Source organism: uncultured Merdimonas sp., assembly GCF_963929015.1.
In the GTDB taxonomy this organism is placed as follows: Bacteria; Bacillota; Clostridia; order Lachnospirales; family Lachnospiraceae; genus Merdimonas.
The window spans coordinates 258,084-273,537 of sequence record NZ_CAWVHE010000013.1; the positions used below are offsets into that span (position 1 = coordinate 258,084).

At 50.5% G+C, this 15,454-nt stretch carries 15 protein-coding genes and 1 pseudogene; 1 reads left to right on the top strand and 15 read right to left on the bottom strand.

Translation table 11 applies throughout. The annotated features are described in order from the left end of the window. Positions 1–49: 49 nt before the first annotated feature. From ABGT54_RS08335 to ABGT54_RS08400, 14 genes and pseudogenes are all read right to left on the bottom strand, one after another. Positions 50–703, bottom strand: a complete 654-nt coding sequence (locus ABGT54_RS08335; RefSeq protein ID WP_346663663.1) for an orotate phosphoribosyltransferase — start codon at positions 701–703, stop codon at positions 50–52. A 155-nt stretch (positions 704–858) separates the two neighbouring features. After that, on the bottom strand, positions 859–1,878 hold the full coding sequence (gene ilvC / locus ABGT54_RS08340) for a ketol-acid reductoisomerase (protein ID WP_346663664.1): 1,020 nt from the start codon (positions 1,876–1,878) through the stop codon (positions 859–861). 95 nt (positions 1,879–1,973) lie between these two features. Continuing rightward, a complete protein-coding gene (gene ilvN, locus ABGT54_RS08345; protein ID WP_346663665.1) occupies positions 1,974–2,501 on the bottom strand; it encodes an acetolactate synthase small subunit in 528 nt (175 codons plus the stop codon). A gap of 107 nt (positions 2,502–2,608) precedes the next feature. Next, on the bottom strand, positions 2,609–3,274 hold the full coding sequence (locus ABGT54_RS08350; RefSeq protein WP_346663666.1) for an HAD-IA family hydrolase: 666 nt from the start codon (positions 3,272–3,274) through the stop codon (positions 2,609–2,611). A gap of 155 nt (positions 3,275–3,429) precedes the next feature. Continuing rightward, positions 3,430–4,965, bottom strand: coding sequence for a 2,3-bisphosphoglycerate-independent phosphoglycerate mutase (gene gpmI, locus ABGT54_RS08355; RefSeq protein ID WP_346663667.1), 1,536 nt, complete (start codon positions 4,963–4,965; stop codon positions 3,430–3,432). Between the two features lie 38 nt (positions 4,966–5,003). Beyond that, a complete protein-coding gene (locus ABGT54_RS08360) occupies positions 5,004–5,822 on the bottom strand; it encodes an alpha/beta hydrolase (RefSeq protein WP_346663668.1) in 819 nt (272 codons plus the stop codon). A gap of 162 nt (positions 5,823–5,984) precedes the next feature. Beyond that, complete coding sequence (gene tpiA, locus ABGT54_RS08365) at positions 5,985–6,734, bottom strand: triose-phosphate isomerase (protein WP_204908610.1); 750 nt, start codon at positions 6,732–6,734, stop codon at positions 5,985–5,987. 183 nt (positions 6,735–6,917) lie between these two features. Next, positions 6,918–8,111 carry a phosphoglycerate kinase gene (locus ABGT54_RS08370; RefSeq protein WP_346663669.1) on the bottom strand — a complete coding sequence of 398 codons (1,194 nt, stop codon included), beginning with the start codon at positions 8,109–8,111 and terminating at the stop codon, positions 6,918–6,920. A 108-nt stretch (positions 8,112–8,219) separates the two neighbouring features. Next, the gene (gap, locus tag ABGT54_RS08375) at positions 8,220–9,233 is read right to left on the bottom strand and encodes a type I glyceraldehyde-3-phosphate dehydrogenase (RefSeq protein ID WP_346663670.1); all 1,014 of its coding nucleotides are present in this window, start codon (positions 9,231–9,233) and stop codon (positions 8,220–8,222) included. A 124-nt stretch (positions 9,234–9,357) separates the two neighbouring features. After that, positions 9,358–10,172: pseudogene (locus ABGT54_RS08380) on the bottom strand (histidinol-phosphatase HisJ family protein). Beyond that, positions 10,169–11,257, bottom strand: a complete 1,089-nt coding sequence (gene mnmA, locus ABGT54_RS08385; protein WP_346663671.1) for a tRNA 2-thiouridine(34) synthase MnmA — start codon at positions 11,255–11,257, stop codon at positions 10,169–10,171. Before mnmA ends, ABGT54_RS08380 begins: the two are co-directional and overlap by 4 nt. Before the next feature lie 15 nt (positions 11,258–11,272). After that, positions 11,273–11,716: a Fe-S cluster assembly scaffold protein NifU gene (gene nifU / locus ABGT54_RS08390; RefSeq protein ID WP_346663672.1), complete on the bottom strand. Its 444-nt coding sequence runs from the start codon at positions 11,714–11,716 to the stop codon at positions 11,273–11,275. Between the two features lie 35 nt (positions 11,717–11,751). Next, positions 11,752–12,948, bottom strand: a complete 1,197-nt coding sequence (nifS, locus tag ABGT54_RS08395; RefSeq protein WP_346663673.1) for a cysteine desulfurase NifS — start codon at positions 12,946–12,948, stop codon at positions 11,752–11,754. A gap of 51 nt (positions 12,949–12,999) precedes the next feature. Then, complete coding sequence (locus ABGT54_RS08400; RefSeq protein WP_346663674.1) at positions 13,000–13,461, bottom strand: Rrf2 family transcriptional regulator; 462 nt, start codon at positions 13,459–13,461, stop codon at positions 13,000–13,002. 129 nt (positions 13,462–13,590) lie between these two features. Between ABGT54_RS08400 and ABGT54_RS08405 the strand changes: the two genes are divergently transcribed. After that, the gene (locus tag ABGT54_RS08405; protein ID WP_346663675.1) at positions 13,591–14,931 is read left to right on the top strand and encodes a polysaccharide biosynthesis protein; all 1,341 of its coding nucleotides are present in this window, start codon (positions 13,591–13,593) and stop codon (positions 14,929–14,931) included. Here ABGT54_RS08405 and ABGT54_RS08410 read toward each other — a convergent pair. Further along, positions 14,886–15,425 carry a stage II sporulation protein M gene (locus tag ABGT54_RS08410; protein WP_346663676.1) on the bottom strand — a complete coding sequence of 180 codons (540 nt, stop codon included), beginning with the start codon at positions 15,423–15,425 and terminating at the stop codon, positions 14,886–14,888. The two genes, ABGT54_RS08405 and ABGT54_RS08410, sit on opposite strands and share 46 nt — an antisense overlap. Between the last annotated feature and the right edge of the window lie 29 nt (positions 15,426–15,454).

Here is a 15,454-nt window from a genome sequence, read left to right on the forward strand (position 1 = left end):
CGCCCTCTCTTTTTGAGTAAATTATAGGACGATTTTTCCTGCTTTACCGTTATTTCAGCTCGGAGTATCCAAAGCTGTTGACAATCGCCTCCACCCGCCTTCCTTCCTGGCACATGGGGCAGTCTGCAGGCTCGTAAGCCCGGTAATCCGGCAGATCTCTGCTGGTAAATATAGTCTTGATCTCCATGCCCGCCACTTTTGTAACCGCGCTGAAGATGGCGCAGACCGCGCAGACAGTTCCGCCATAATAGAGGACAGATTCGATGGCTCTTAGGATCGTCTTTCCGGTGGTCACAGACGCTGCCAGGATCATTACCTGCTGGTCTTTGATCATCCGCTGTTTATTGTCCCGGAAAAGCATCTGTCCCATGGAATGGTACTCAGGGGTAACTACAGAAATGTTGTTGCCCGCGCTTAGGGACATCCGGTTGGAGTCTGCCAGCTGTTCTGCCAGAAAGGTGCCGATGACCTCTGTCTCGTCCAGGCAGACGATCGTATTTACATAAGTATTCGTCAGATATTCTTCCGCCAGCACCTTTGCCGCCTCTCTGGAGTTATTGTGCCGGGTCTTCACCGTAGACATGTCAATGTAGGTGTTAAGATGGGAGTTGCTGGTGGCAAAGTGGCCTTTTAAAATCTTAATCCTGGCCTTCGGATTTTTTGCCGACCTAAGATCCGCCATTTCTTCGATTCTGCTGTTCATCCCTCTTCCTCCTTTTCCTTCTGTCAGTTTTTATACGTTCCGAAGATTTCTGTATTTATTCTATCACGCAGAAAACGGCGCCGCAACAGTTTCTCTGCCGCGGCGCCGCCTGTACTTCTCTATGTTTCTCTGTATTTCTCTGTCTTTTGTTCTGACTAGTTGTTGATCAGTTTTGCAGAATCGCTCCAGCTGTAAAGGCTTCTTACTTCCTCTCCTACCTTTTCCATCTGATGCTCTGCAGCCAGTTTCCGAAGTGCACGGAAATGTGCTCTTCCGCCGGCGTCGCTCATCTCCAGCAGGAAGTCTTTTGCAAAGGATCCGTCCTGGATGTCTGCCAGGATCTTTTTCATTGCTTTCTTGGTATCCTCAGTGATGATCTTCGGTCCTGTGATGTAATCGCCGTACTCTGCGGTGTTGGAGATGGAGTATCTCATGCCGCCGAATCCGGATTCATAGATCAGATCTACGATCAGTTTCATCTCATGTACGCACTCAAAGTATGCGTTTCTCGGGTCATATCCTGCTTCTACCAGAGTCTCAAATCCGGCTTTCATCAGAGCGCATACGCCGCCGCACAGAACTGCCTGCTCACCAAAGAGGTCTGTCTCTGTCTCGGTGCGGAAGGTGGTCTCCAGGACGCCTGCTCTTGCTCCGCCAATGCCCAGAGCGTAAGCCAGGGCTCTGTCCAGTGCCTTTCCGGTGTAATCCTGCTCAACGGCAACCAGACACGGAGTTCCTTTTCCTGCAAGGTACTCGCTTCTTACTGTGTGGCCCGGAGCCTTCGGAGCGATCATGGTCACGTCTACATTTGCCGGAGGTACGATCTGCCCGAAATGAATGCTGAAGCCGTGTGCGAACATCAGCATATTTCCTTCCTCAAGATTTGGCTCAATGTCTTTTTTGTACATTGCCGCCTGCTTTTCGTCATTGATCAGGATCATGATAATATCTGCCTGTTTTGCCGCTTCTGCTGCTGTATATACCTTCAGCCCCTGTGCCTCTGCCTTTGCCCAGGACTTGCTTCCCTCATACAGTCCGACGATCACGTCGCATCCGGATTCCTTTAAGTTCAGCGCATGTGCGTGTCCCTGGCTTCCGTAGCCGATGATCGCGATCTTCTTTCCTTCCAGTAAGGATAAATTACAATCTTCCTGATAATAAAGTTTTGCTGCCATTTTTATCATTCCTCCTAAATAAATATAAAAATGAATTATGTATTGTTAAACAGCGGCAGAACCTGTCATTCTGTCTCCATTTAATAATCTTTGGTTCAATTTTTAAGCTTTTCGATGTTACCTTCCTGATCGATGAGCGTTACGTCCTTGATGCCCCGGTTCAGTCCTGTGATGCCGGTTCTGGCAAGTTCCAGGATCTCATAACCCTCCAGAAGATTTAAGAAAGCTTCCAGCTTAGACTGGGTTCCTGTAAGCTCTACGATCAGAGATTCCTGCTCAACGTCCACGATCTTAGCCCGGAAAATATCCGCCACAGAGATGATCTCTGCCCGTTCCTTTCTATCGGCACGGATCTTCACCATGATCAGCTCCCTGTAAACCGACTCCACCGGATCCAGAACCTTGATCTCGATCACATCCTCCAGCTTGCGGACCTGCTTCTCAATCTGAGATAAGATCAGCTCATCGCCGCTGGCAACGATCGTAATGCGGGTAAACCTGGGATCCGCGGTCACGCCGGCGGTAATACTGTCAATGCTGTAGCCTCTGCGGCTGAACAGACCGGCGATCCGGCTTAACACACCTGCGTTGTTATCAACCAATAAAGAATAAACTCGTTTCATAACTGCACCTCTTTCTTTGTTTTCGATTAAAAACAGAGTGCGTTCTGTTTTTAAATCATAACAATATTTTCTCTTTTTGTCAATACTATCTGAAAAACAAATCCATTTTATAAACAATACTCCAGGATTCCTTCCACCGTAGCCGTAATCCCGGACGCTCCCGCCGTCAAAAGCTCCTCCTCTGTCCCAAAGCCATAGAGTACACCCAGGCAGTCGATCCCGGCCTTTTTCGCGCCAAGCACGTCATGCTCCCGGTCGCCGATCATCAGTACCTTCGCCCGGTCCGGCACCTTGCATGCCTCCAGGGCATATTCGATCACCTCGGCCTTCGTCCCTCTCCCGCCGTCCAGCTCCATGCCGGCCACATATTCAAAATACGGATCCAGATGGAAACAAGAGATAATCTGTCTTGCGAACACCTCCGGCTTAGAAGTCGCCACAACCAGATGCCTGCCCGCTTGCTTCAGCATTTTCAGCACCTCTTCCATCCCGTCATAAACACAGTTTTCGTAAATGCCCCGGTCCCTGTAATATTCCCGGTAATACCTGACAGCCTCCAGACACCGCTCCTCGGAAAACCCATAAAACTCCCGGAAGGACTCCGTAAGCGGCGGCCCGATAAACCGGTACAATTTCCTTCGGTCCGGCTCCCGGATCCCATATTTATCAAGCGCATACCTTACCGCATTGGTAATCCCGGAAGAAGAATCCGTAAGCGTTCCATCCAGATCAAAAAAACAATACTCATAACTTTTATTTCCCGCCTTTTCCACTCTCTCCTCCTGCCTTTCCATTTCTTCACAAACACACAGATATTATACTACAGATTCCGGAAAAATCATTCGGGTACACCCTGAAATTCAATTTGGGACACCCTGAAACGCAATTTGGGACGTAGACCTTTGCAAAAGGTCTACGTCCCAAATTGTTACCGCAGCAGTGATTTTCCTGTCATTTCTTTCGGCTGCTCCATGCCCATCAGCTCGATCAGCGTGGGGGCGATGTCCGCCAGGCAGCCGCCTTCTCTTAATTGATATTTGGGATCGGCGTTGATCAGGATGAACGGCACCGGATTGGTGGTGTGTGCAGTGAAGGGCTCGCCGGTCTCTTCATCGATCAGCTGCTCTGCATTTCCGTGATCCGCGCAGAGGAACATCTGGCCGTCTGTTTCTTTGATGGCTTCTACGGCTTTTCCAACGCATTCGTCTACAGCCTCTATAGCTTTGATGGCAGCGGCTTCTACGCCGGTATGGCCGACCATATCCGGGTTTGCAAAGTTGATGATGATCACATCGTATTTGCCGGAGCGGATGGCTTCGGTCAGCTTATCGCAGACTTCATAAGCGCTCATCTCCGGTTTCAGATCGTAGGTAGCCACCTTGGGGGACTTCACCAGGATGCGGTCTTCGCCTGCATTGGGCTCTTCCACGCCGCCGTTAAAGAAGAAGGTGACATGCGCGTACTTTTCTGTCTCGGCGATCCTTGCCTGTTTCAGACCATGAGCCGCCAGATATTCTCCAAATGTATTGGTAATCTCTTCTTTCACAAATGCGATCTGTTTATTCGGGATCGTCACATCGTATTCAGTAAAGCATACATAAGTGGTCTTTATTCTTTCTCCTCTGTCAAATCCGCTGAAGTCGTCCTCGCAGAAAGTGCGGGTGATCTCTCTTGCCCGGTCCGGACGGAAGTTAAAGAAAATGATGGAATCATTGTTCTTTATGGTTGCCACCGGATGCCCGTCTTTTTCCACCACAGTTGGCAGCACAAATTCATCGGTAGTGTCTTTGTCATAGGAGGTCTGAATGCCTTCCGGACCGCTCGCCGCTTTTTCACCTTCCCCATATACCAGCGCTCGATACGCCTTCTCCACACGGTCCCAGCGATTGTCCCGGTCCATAGCGTAATACCGGCCCATAACAGTGGCCACCTGGCCCACGCCGATTTCCTGCATCTTTGCTTCCAGCTGCTCTACATATTCTTTTCCGGAAGCCGGAGGCGTATCTCTGCCGTCCAGGAAGCAATGTACATAAACCCTGGAAAGGCCCTGTCTCTTTGCCAGTTCCAGCAGTCCGTAAATGTGCTCGTTATGACTGTGAACACCACCGTCAGAGACCAGTCCCATCAAATGCAGGGAGGAATCGTTGGCTTTTGCGTTCTCACAGGCGGCAAGAAGCGCCTTGTTTTCAAAGAAATCACCATCCTGAATCGCTTTTGTAATCTTTGTCAGATCCTGATATACAATGCGTCCTGCGCCCATATTCAGATGTCCCACCTCGGAATTGCCCATCTGGCCCTCCGGAAGTCCGACTGCCATGCCGCTGGCATTTCCTTTTACAAATGGATACTCCTGCATCAGCCGGTCCATGACCGGCGTCTTCGCTTCTGCCACCGCATTTCCTTTTACACTTTCATTCAATCCGTATCCGTCAAGGATCATAAGAACTGTTGGTTTTTTGCTCATTTTCCTTTTCCTCCCTATATGCTATATGAAAATCTTTTTTACTGCTGCCTGCGGATCCAGTCGCAGGCAAGCTCCATCCAGGACCTGCTGGCTTCATTAACGCCCGTGCCGTCCGCCCGGCGCACCTGCTCTGTTCCCAGGCTTAAACCGTGCACTCCTTCCGGATAAAGATGAAGTTCCACCGGAACTTTCTTTTCCATCAGCGCCTGCGCCATCAGAATGGAATTCGCCGCAGGCACCGTCTGATCCGTGGCCGTATGCCACAGAAAAACAGGCGGCGTCTCTGCTGTCACCTGTGTTTCCAGGGAAAGTTCCATCCGTTTTTCCTCAAATGCCTCTCCAAGCAGGTTGCGGAAGCTTGGCAGATGGCCCGTCCCCTCCAGGGAAGTGATCACAGGATAACTTAAGATCAGTCCTGCAGGCCTCAACACGTCGCAGGTGGTTTCCAGCATATCTGCCAGCCATTTCTGATTCCAGAACACTCCCAGCATTCCTGCCAGATGCGCTCCCGCGGAAGCGCCGCTTACAAAAATGTGATCGGTATCGATAAACCATTCTGCCCCGTGGCTTCGCAAAATACGCATCACCTGTCCCAGTTCCAGCAGCGGCACCGGATACCTGGCCGGCGCCACAGAATAACGAAGCACGCAGGCGTGATACCCCTTCGCCAGAAACTGCATGGCCACAGGCTCTCCTTCCCGGAAGCTTAGCTTTTCGTAGCCGCCGCCCGGACAGATCACTACCATAGGCCGCCGTTTGATCCTGATCTTCTCAGTCGGCGTATCCAGAATATAAGTCTCAAGTCTTGCGCTCTCTACAGATCCATGGACCTCAATTGGTATTTCCAGATATTTCATAACTACTCCTTCAAACTATATCTCTCATTTCTGCTGAAAATATGATACACCGGTAAAGCTCTCATACACCAGTAAAACTCCTCTTTCCGGCAAGTAAATGTTTCCATACTGTACCTGTCAGAAAGAGGAGCCTGACTGCGGATCCTTTTGCCCCTGATCCGATTATTTGTAATTTACGATCTTGCCAAAGTCTGCTTTCAGAGAAGCTCCGCCTACCAGACCGCCATCAATGTCCGCCTGTGCAAACAGCTCTGCAGCGTTTCCTGCATTGACAGATCCGCCGTACTGGATACGGATAGCTTCTGCAGTTGCCTCGTCATATACTTCTGCCACACACTCACGGATGCCCTTGCAGACTTCCTCTGCCTGCTCGGTGGTAGCAGTCTTGCCGGTTCCGATGGCCCAGATCGGCTCATAAGCGATGACCATAGCCTTTGCCTGGTCAGCTGTAACATTCTGAAGGCCTACCTTTACCTGCTGACGAATGAAGTCCATGGTCACGCCCTGCTCTCTCTGCTCCAGAGTCTCGCCGCAGCACATGATCGGAGTGATGCCGTGCTCGAAAGCTTTCAGCACTTTTTTATTCACGTCTTCGTTGGTCTCTCCAAAATAATCTCTTCTCTCGGAATGTCCGAGAACCACATATTTTACGCCTGCGTCCACCAGCATCGCCGGAGAAATCTCTCCGGTATAAGCTCCGCTTTCTTCAAAATACATATTCTCTGCGCCAACCTGGATATTGGTTCCCTTACATGCCTCAACAACAGGAACGATGTCGATAGCCGGCACGCAGAAAACAACGTCCACTTCTTCATTTGCTACCAGTGGTTTTAACTCTTCTACCAGGGCAACTGCCTCACTTGGAGTCTTATTCATCTTCCAGTTGCCTGCGATAATTTTCTTTCTTGCCATTTTTTTGTCTCCTTAAAAATTCTATCATCAAAATATACTTCCGCATGCAAGGCGGGTATGTTCGCCTCCGATATAACTCACGCTTCGCATTTCATGCTCGCATTCGTCAACTACGGCGAACTAAGTAAACGCCAGCTAAGGAAGTTCTTCGGGACTAGGTTCGAAAAAACCTCACCAAGTGCTCTATTTATCATTAGCGGCTGCTACGCCCGGCAGTTCTTTTCCTTCCAGGAATTCCAGGGATGCTCCGCCGCCGGTGGAGATATGTGTCATCTTGTCTCCATATCCCAGCTGGTTGACTGCAGCCGCGGAATCTCCGCCGCCGATGATGGTGGTGGCGTCTGTCTCTGCCAGCGCTTTGGCAACAGCCTCTGTGCCGTGTGCAAAGTTTGGCATCTCAAATGCGCCCATGGGTCCGTTCCATACAACCGTCTTGGCGTCTTTTACGGCGTCGCAGAAAATCTTCTCTGTATCCGGTCCGATGTCCAGGCCTTCCCAGCCTTCCGGGATCTCGCCTGCTTTTACCACTTTCTTATTGGCATCGTTGGAGAAATCGTCTGCGATTACGGTATCTACCGGAAGCAGCAGTTTTACGCCTTTCTCCTCTGCTTTTTTCAGCATGTTCAGCGCATACTCGCAGTAATCCTCTTCCAGAAGAGATTTTCCTACGCTTCCGCCCTGTGCCTTGCTGAAGGTATAAGACATTCCACCGCCGATGATCAGAGTATCTACTTTATCAAGCAGGTTTTCGATCACGGAGATCTTGCTGGAAACCTTTGCTCCTCCCAGGATCGCCACAAAAGGTCTCTCCGGATTGTTTACCGCATTTCCGAGGAAATCGATCTCTTTCTGCATCAGATATCCGACTACAGCAGTATCTACGTACTGGGTTACGCCTACGTTGGAGCAGTGTGCGCGGTGCGCGGTTCCAAAGGCGTCGTTTACAAATACGTCGCAAAGAGAAGCCAGCTCTTTACTGAACTCTTCGCCGTTCTTGGTCTCTTCTGCCCGGTAACGGGTGTTCTCAAGAAGGATCACGTCGCCGTCCTGCATCGCTTCTACTGCTGCCTTTGCGTTCGGTCCCACCACTTCCGGATCAGCAGCAAACTTCACTTCCTGTCCGAGGAGCTCGGAGAGACGCGCTGCAACCGGAGCCAGGGAAAGTTCCGGAACCGGCTGTCCCTTCGGCTTTCCAAGATGAGAGCACAGAATAATCTTTCCGCCGTCAGCGATCAGCTTTTTGATGGTGGGAAGCGCTGCCACCAGACGGTTTTCGTCTGTGATCTTTCCGTCGATCAGCGGCACATTAAAATCGCATCTTACCAGTACTCGTTTTCCTTTCACATTGATATCATCGACTGATTTTTTATTAAGCATCTTTTTGCCTCCTAAAGCTTATTTTAGAGAAACTTCTGTTTCTCCTTACAAAAAGGGTCCGGCCCACTTAAGACCGGACCCTTACTTGAGTCTTAGCTGATCTCTGAATTATGCTAACTCAGAGAAGTATTTGATCGTTCTTACCATCTGGCTTGTGTAAGAATTCTCATTGTCATACCAGGAAACAACCTGAACCTGTGTGGTTCCGTTGTCAAGCGGCAGTACCATGGTCTGTGTTGCATCGAACAGAGAACCATATCTCATACCAACGATATCGCTGGATACGATCTCATCGGTGTTGTATCCAAAGGACTCGTTGGAAGCAGCCTTCATAGCCTCGTTGATCTGATCTACGGTAACAGTTCCTTCTACAACTGCAGTCAGGATGGTGGTAGATCCGGTCGGGGTCGGAACACGCTGTGCAGCGCCGATAAGCTTGCCGTTCAGTTCCGGGATTACAAGGCCGATTGCCTTTGCAGCGCCTGTGCTGTTAGGAACGATGTTCACAGCAGCTGCACGGGATCTTCTAAGGTCGCCTTTTCTCTGCGGTCCGTCCAGAGTCATCTGGTCGCCGGTGTAAGCGTGAATGGTGCACATGATACCGGTCTTGATCGGAGCCAGGTCATTGAGGGCTTTCGCCATCGGAGCCAGGCAGTTGGTAGTACAGGAAGCTGCAGAAATCACAGTATCCTCCGGTTTCAGTGTGTCGTGGTTTACATTATATACGATCGTTGGCAGGTCATTACCGGCCGGTGCAGAAATAACTACCTTTCTTGCGCCTGCTTTGATGTGTGCAGAAGCTTTTTCTTTGGATGTGTAGAATCCGGTACACTCCAGAACAACGTCAACGCCAATCTCTCCCCAGGGAAGTTCTTCAGCCTTAGCCATTGCATAGATTTTGATTTCTTTGCCGTCTACGATAATAGAATCATCAGTAGCTTCAACTTTATCAGCCAGAGCGTATTTACCCTGGGATGAATCATATTTTAATAAATGTGCAAGCATCTTCGGGGAAGTCAGGTCGTTGATCGCAACTACTTCATACCCCTCTGCTCCAAACATCTGTCTGAATGCAAGACGTCCGATACGTCCGAATCCATTAATCGCTACTTTTACTGCCATGATTAATTCCTCCTAAAGTTTTTTTCTTGATCCCTTCAATTTGTTAAAGAATCATCAACCAAGAATCATTGTACTAAATATGTTTCAAAAATTCAAGTGCTTTTCCCTTTTTTGAATACGGTTTTTACAGGATCTGACGGAAAACCGGTTTTCTTCCTGCAAATTCTGTATAATAGCGGAATCCGCAGCTTTTCAGGATCTCTGATACCTTCCCGTAATCGTAGGCAATGTGCTCCGGCCGGTGCCCGTCGGCTCCTACGGTAAGGATCTCTCCGCCCAGTTCCCGGTATCTTCTTAGCACATCCGGATGGGGATGGGCAAACGGAAGTCCGTACTTGAATCCCGCCATGTTTACTTCGATACCTTTTCCCTTCTCGATCACTGTACGCAGGATCTCATCGATCAGGTCCGCGTATCTGGCATATGAATATTCTTTTTCCCGTTCTTTGCCGTACCGCACCATATAATCCATGTGTCCCAGCACGTCAAAATCCCGGCTGACTTTCACATCCTCCAGCATCTCTTCCAGCGTGATCCGGTAGAATTCCCGGTCCGTCATCTGCCGGAATTCGGGATTGTGTTCCATTCCGTATACAATATCCTCCCGCCGGATGCTGTGCAAAGATCCGATTACAAAATCAAAGGGATACTCTGCCACAAACTCATGATAAAAATCCCCAGATGGGGCTGCAGGCCAAGTTCCACACCGATCCGGACATCGATCCTGTCCCGGTATTTTTCCTGGAGAGGCCTAAGTCCTGCGAAATAGGCTTCCGGCTCAAAGATGTCTTCCGGTCCCCAGGACAGATTGTCTTTGTCATAATGATCGGTAAAACAGATCATTTCCAGACCTTTTGAGATTGCCCCGCGGATCATTTCTTCCGGGGTTGCCTGAGAATCATGGGAAAAATTGGTGTGCATGTGAACGTCTGCTCTCATCTTGCTTCCTCCTTCACAATCGTTCCTCCGCCCAGCACATAGTCTCCGTCATACAGCACCAGCGCCTGGCCGGGCGTCACTGCCCGCTGCGGTTCTTCAAACGTACAGAGGATCTCGTCTTCTCCGGTTTTTTCTGCAAGACACCAGGCTCCTTTATGGTTATAACGGATCTTTGCCCAGACTCTTTTTTTCTCCGTAAGGTCAGGAACCGACATAAAATTGATCCGTCTGGCTCTTACCATCGTGGTCATGGATTCTTCTGCGCTTCCGATCACAACCTCGTTGGTCCCGGGGCGGATCTCCAGTACAAAGACCGGATGTCCAAGCGCAAGTCCCAGACCTTTTCTCTGGCCTACGGTATAATGGATAATGCCCCTGTGGGTTCCCACTACCGTACCGTCTGACAGCACAAAATTTCCCGGAAGGCTTCCCGCCTCGGTCCGGTCTTCAATAAAGGACGCATAATCTCCATCCGGCACGAAACAGATGTCCTGACTGTCCGGCTTATCTGCCACCAGAAGCCCCATTTCTTTTGCCGCCTGCCGGATCTGATCCTTGGTATAATCCCCCACCGGCATCAGCGTGGACGCCAGCTGATCCTGGGTCAGGCTGTAAAGCGCATAGGTCTGATCCTTGGCTCCTGTGGCCGATGTCTTCAGCGTGTAACGGCCGTTTTCCAGCCGGCAGATCCTGGCATAATGACCGGTAGCAATAAAATCTGCGCCAATCTGCCTGCTCCTTTCCAGAAGCGATTCCCATTTCACATAACGATTGCAGGCAATGCAGGGGTTTGGCGTCCGTCCGTGAAGATACTCCTCCACAAAATAATCTATGACATGTGCCTGAAATTCTTTCCGGAAATTCATCACATAATACGGGATCCCCAGAGAGTCCGCCACTCTTCTTGCATCCTCCACTGCGCTTAACCCGCAGCACCCGCCGTTTTCTTCTGCCGTCTCTTCATCTTTCTGCCAGATCTGCATGGTCACACCGATCACGTCATATCCCTGTTCTTTTAAAAGCCAGGCCGCCACGGAGGAATCCACGCCTCCGGACATCCCCACTACTACCTTTTTCCCTTTCATCTCTGATCCTCGGTCTTAATATTCTTCTTCCTCTTCTTCTTCGCCCTCATGGATATCAGACTTGGGTTTCGTCAGTCCTTCGATCCGGATCCCGTGCTTTTCCGCATAGTCCCACAGGGCCGCATGGATGGCTTCTTCTGCCAGTAAAGAACAGTGTACCTTAACCGGCGGCAGTCCGTCAAGAGCTTCCATAACCGCCCGGTTGGTTACCTGCATGGCCTCCTGAACAGATTTTCCCTTCACCAGTTCCGTAGCCATACTGCTGGTAGCAACCGCTGCGCCGCAGCCGAAAGTCTTAAATTTCACGTCCCGGATGATCTGATCCTCGTCAATATCCAGATAGATCCGCATAATATCTCCGCACTTGGCATTTCCTACTGTTCCCACGCCACTGGCGTTTTCAATCTCTCCTACATTTCTTGGATGCTCAAAATGATCCATTACTTTTGCTGAATACATCGTTTATTCCTCCTGACTGATGTTATTTATCTGTTTTACTCTGACACCCGGCCGGCCTGCTTTTTCAGAAAATCCTCATAAAGGGGCGACATCCTGCGGAGCCCTTCTACAATCTCCTTTAAGCTTTCCACCACATAATCGATATCATCTCTGGTAATCTCTTCATTTAAGGTAAGCCTTAAGGAACCATGCGCGATCTCATGAGGCAGTCCAATGGCCAAAAGGACATGGGACGGATCCAGGGATCCGGATGTGCAGGCAGAGCCGCTGGAACCGCAGATGCCTTTCATATCCAGCCGGATCAGCAGAGATTCTCCCTCGATAAACCGGAAGCTGAAGTTGGCATTGTTCGGCAGCCGGTCCGTAGGATGCCCGTTCAGCCGAGTATAGGGGATCTCCGCCAGCACCCGGCCGATCAGATAGTCTCTCAATTCCTTCTCCTTTGCAGTGCGCTCTTCCATAGTGGCAAACGCCCGCTCCACAGCCTTTCCAAGTCCCACGATCCCCGGGACATTTTCCGTGCCTGCCCGGCGCTTCCTTTCCTGGGCGCCGCCGTGGATAAAGGAGCGGATCTTAACTCCCGTCCGGATATACAAAAATCCGATGCCTTTTGGCCCGTTCAGCTTGTGGCCGCTGGCGCTTAACATGTCGATGTGACACTCGTCCACATGAATGGGAAGATGTCCGTATGCCTGTACCGCGTCTGTATGGAACAGGATGCCGTGCTCATGGGCAATGGCGCCGATCTCCCGGATCGGCTGAATGGTGCCGATCTCATTGTTGGCATACATCACAGAGATCAGGATCGTATCCGGACGGATGGCCGCCTCCAGGTCAGAGAGACGGATCCTGCCGTTCTCATCCACATCCAGATAAGTCACTTCAAATCCCTGCTTTTCCAGATACTGGGCAGTATGAAGGATGGCATGGTGTTCGATCTTTGTCGTAATGATATGTTTTCCCTTCTCTTTGCAGGCTTCAGCCGCTGCTTTCAAAGCCCAGTTATCCGCCTCTGATCCCCCTGCTGTAAAATAGATCTCCTTTCCTTTCGCGCCAAGAGTTTCGGCGATCCGGTCTCTTTGCTCGTCAATGACCGTCTTATTTGCCGCGGCAAACTGATAGACGCTGGAGGGATTTCCAAACTTTTCCGTAAAATAAGGAAGCATAGCCTCCACAACCTCAGGCGCTGTCTTTGTCGTTGCTGCATTGTCAAGATAAATAAATCTGCTCATTTTCAAGTCCTCCTGTTCCCGTCTTCCATCGGTATTTTTGATTTCCGGCCTTTATGACCGGCCGCATTCGGAATCTTTACACTCTCCGGCGGGATTTTTCTCCTTACTTTCCTGCACCAGCTCGTCCAGCATAATATGATCTACGGTATCACGGATGCTTTCATTGATCTTCTGCCAGACGTATTTTGTTACGCATCCGTCCGCGGCCTGACAGCCTTCTTCTGAATAAAAGGCCGCGCATCTTACCGGCTCCAGGCTCCCTTCCAGCGCTCTTAGGATATCTCCTGCCGAGATCTCTTTCGCGTCTCTGGCAAGCACATATCCGCCGCCTGCCCCCCGGATGCCTTCCACCAGTCCCGCCTTTTTCAGAAGGGCCACCAGTTGTTCCAGATATCCTTCCGACAAAGACTGACGGGCGGCGATACTGTTTAACGCCACCGGTTCTTTTTCACTGTATCTTGCCAGGTCGATCATGGCCCGCAGCCCATATCTTCCCTTGGTTGAAAGCTTCATGTAATCCACCTCGTTTTTAATTCCTAGTAATTCACTTGGATTTCTTTCTGTAGAATATCACCGCTATCGGGTTCTGTCAAGGGTTCTGCGCGAATATTTAATAATAATACCTTTCCGGAGAGTATATCCATGTCCCGTAAATCTATGCTCATCAGAGGAACTTTGATCCTTACCCTGGCCGGCATTGCCACGCGTGTGCTGGGCTTTTTTTACCGCATTTTTCTAAGCCAGACCTTCGGCGCCAGGGCGGTAGGCGTCTATCAGCTGGTGTTCCCCGTCTACGCCCTGGGATTTTCTCTTTCCTGCGCCGGCATCCAGCAGATCCTCTCCCGTCTGACCGCAAAATATCTTGCCCAGGGAAAGGAAAAAGAAGCCAGAGAGCTTCTTTCCTGCGGCCTCTTTCTGACTGTGAGTATTTCTGTGGTTCTGACGCTGCTGCTGCAGAATTATGCAGACCAGGCGGCCCGCGTCCTGTTGCAAGAGCCAGACGCCGGCCGTCTTTTGCTCCTTCTTTCTTATGCGTTTCCATTCGCCGCCGTCCACAGCTGTATCTGCGGATACTATTATGGCAGAAAAAGAACCGGCATTCCGGCGCTTTCACAGCTCCTGGAGCAGATGGTTAGGATCAGCGCCGTATGCCTGATCTTCTGTCTTGGCGCAGCAGGAGGCACCCGTTTTGGTATCTCCTTAGCCGTGGCCGGGATGATCGCCGGCGAATGTTCCTCTTCTTTTTTCTGTCTGTATCAAATAAAAAAAGAAGATAGAAAAGATCCTGTAAAGGTCTCTCCTTCTTCTTTCATACGCCACATTCCGCTGCTTCTTTTCCCGGCTCTTCCCCTGACCGGCAGCCGGGTTCTTCTGCATGTTTTTCAGAGCATAGAAGCCATCTCCATTCCTCTGAAACTACAGGACTCCGGCATGGCCCGCCCGGAAGCGCTGGCCCTCTACGGTGTACTGACCGGCATGGCTCTGCCCTGTATTCTGTTCCCATCCGCTCTCACAGGCGCGGCTTCTTCGCTGCTTCTTCCGGAAGTAGCAAGACTTCAGGCCATGGAAAAAGAACGCACCTTTCTTACCCTGGTAAAAAACGCCACCTGCCTGTGCATTGCCCTGGGAAGTCTGTGCTGTTTCTTTTTGTTTTTTCTGGGACAATGGATCGGAACCGTTCTCTTTCAGGACCGCCTTGCCGGAGAGCTGATACAGGCGCTGTCCTTTTTGTGTCCCTTCCTCTACACTAACAACACCCTGATCAGCATGATCAATGGGACCGGAAAGACCGGGCTTACGTTTGCCATCCATCTTCTTGGTCTGGTCGTCCGCATCCTTGGTATCTTTTTCCTCATCCCCCTCGCCGGGATCCGGGGCTATCTGTGGGGACTTCTCGCCAGCCAGATCCTTACATTTCTTGCCTGCCTCCTGGTTTTTTACAGGGAGCGAAGGAACAGCTCCAGCAGCAACGGGTTCACATAACACTCCAGCAAAAGCCCGCACAGGAAAAACAAAACGACCGCCGCAGTTTTTGCATAATTCCAGCGGATCTGTGGATATTTTAACAGATGCCACAAAAGGATCAGGTATCCTGCCCCGTAGAAAAAAAGATGGGGTGTAAAGGCGGCCAGACAAAGCGCCAGGCCTTTTACCCCCATTTTAATGACCGCCGCAGCCATAATAAGTCCAAAGCCAAAGCCTGTCCAGACCAACATCCCGACCGCAGCTGCCTTCCGGAACCTGGTAATCCCAAGAAACGCCAGGAGAACCGCCGGAAGAAACCGGACTTTTGCAACGAACAGGAAAAATTCTGCAGAAAGGAAATCTGTCTGCGTAAACCGGGTCAGAAAATATTCCTGAAAGATCCCCATGTCCACGATCTCATCTTTTGCGATCAGATTGGAGTATATAATCCCCACCAGGAATCCGGCCATGCAGATCCACAGGACATACGCTCCCTTTTCCCGTATCTTCACCTAACCCCTCCCACACGAAAGATACTTCA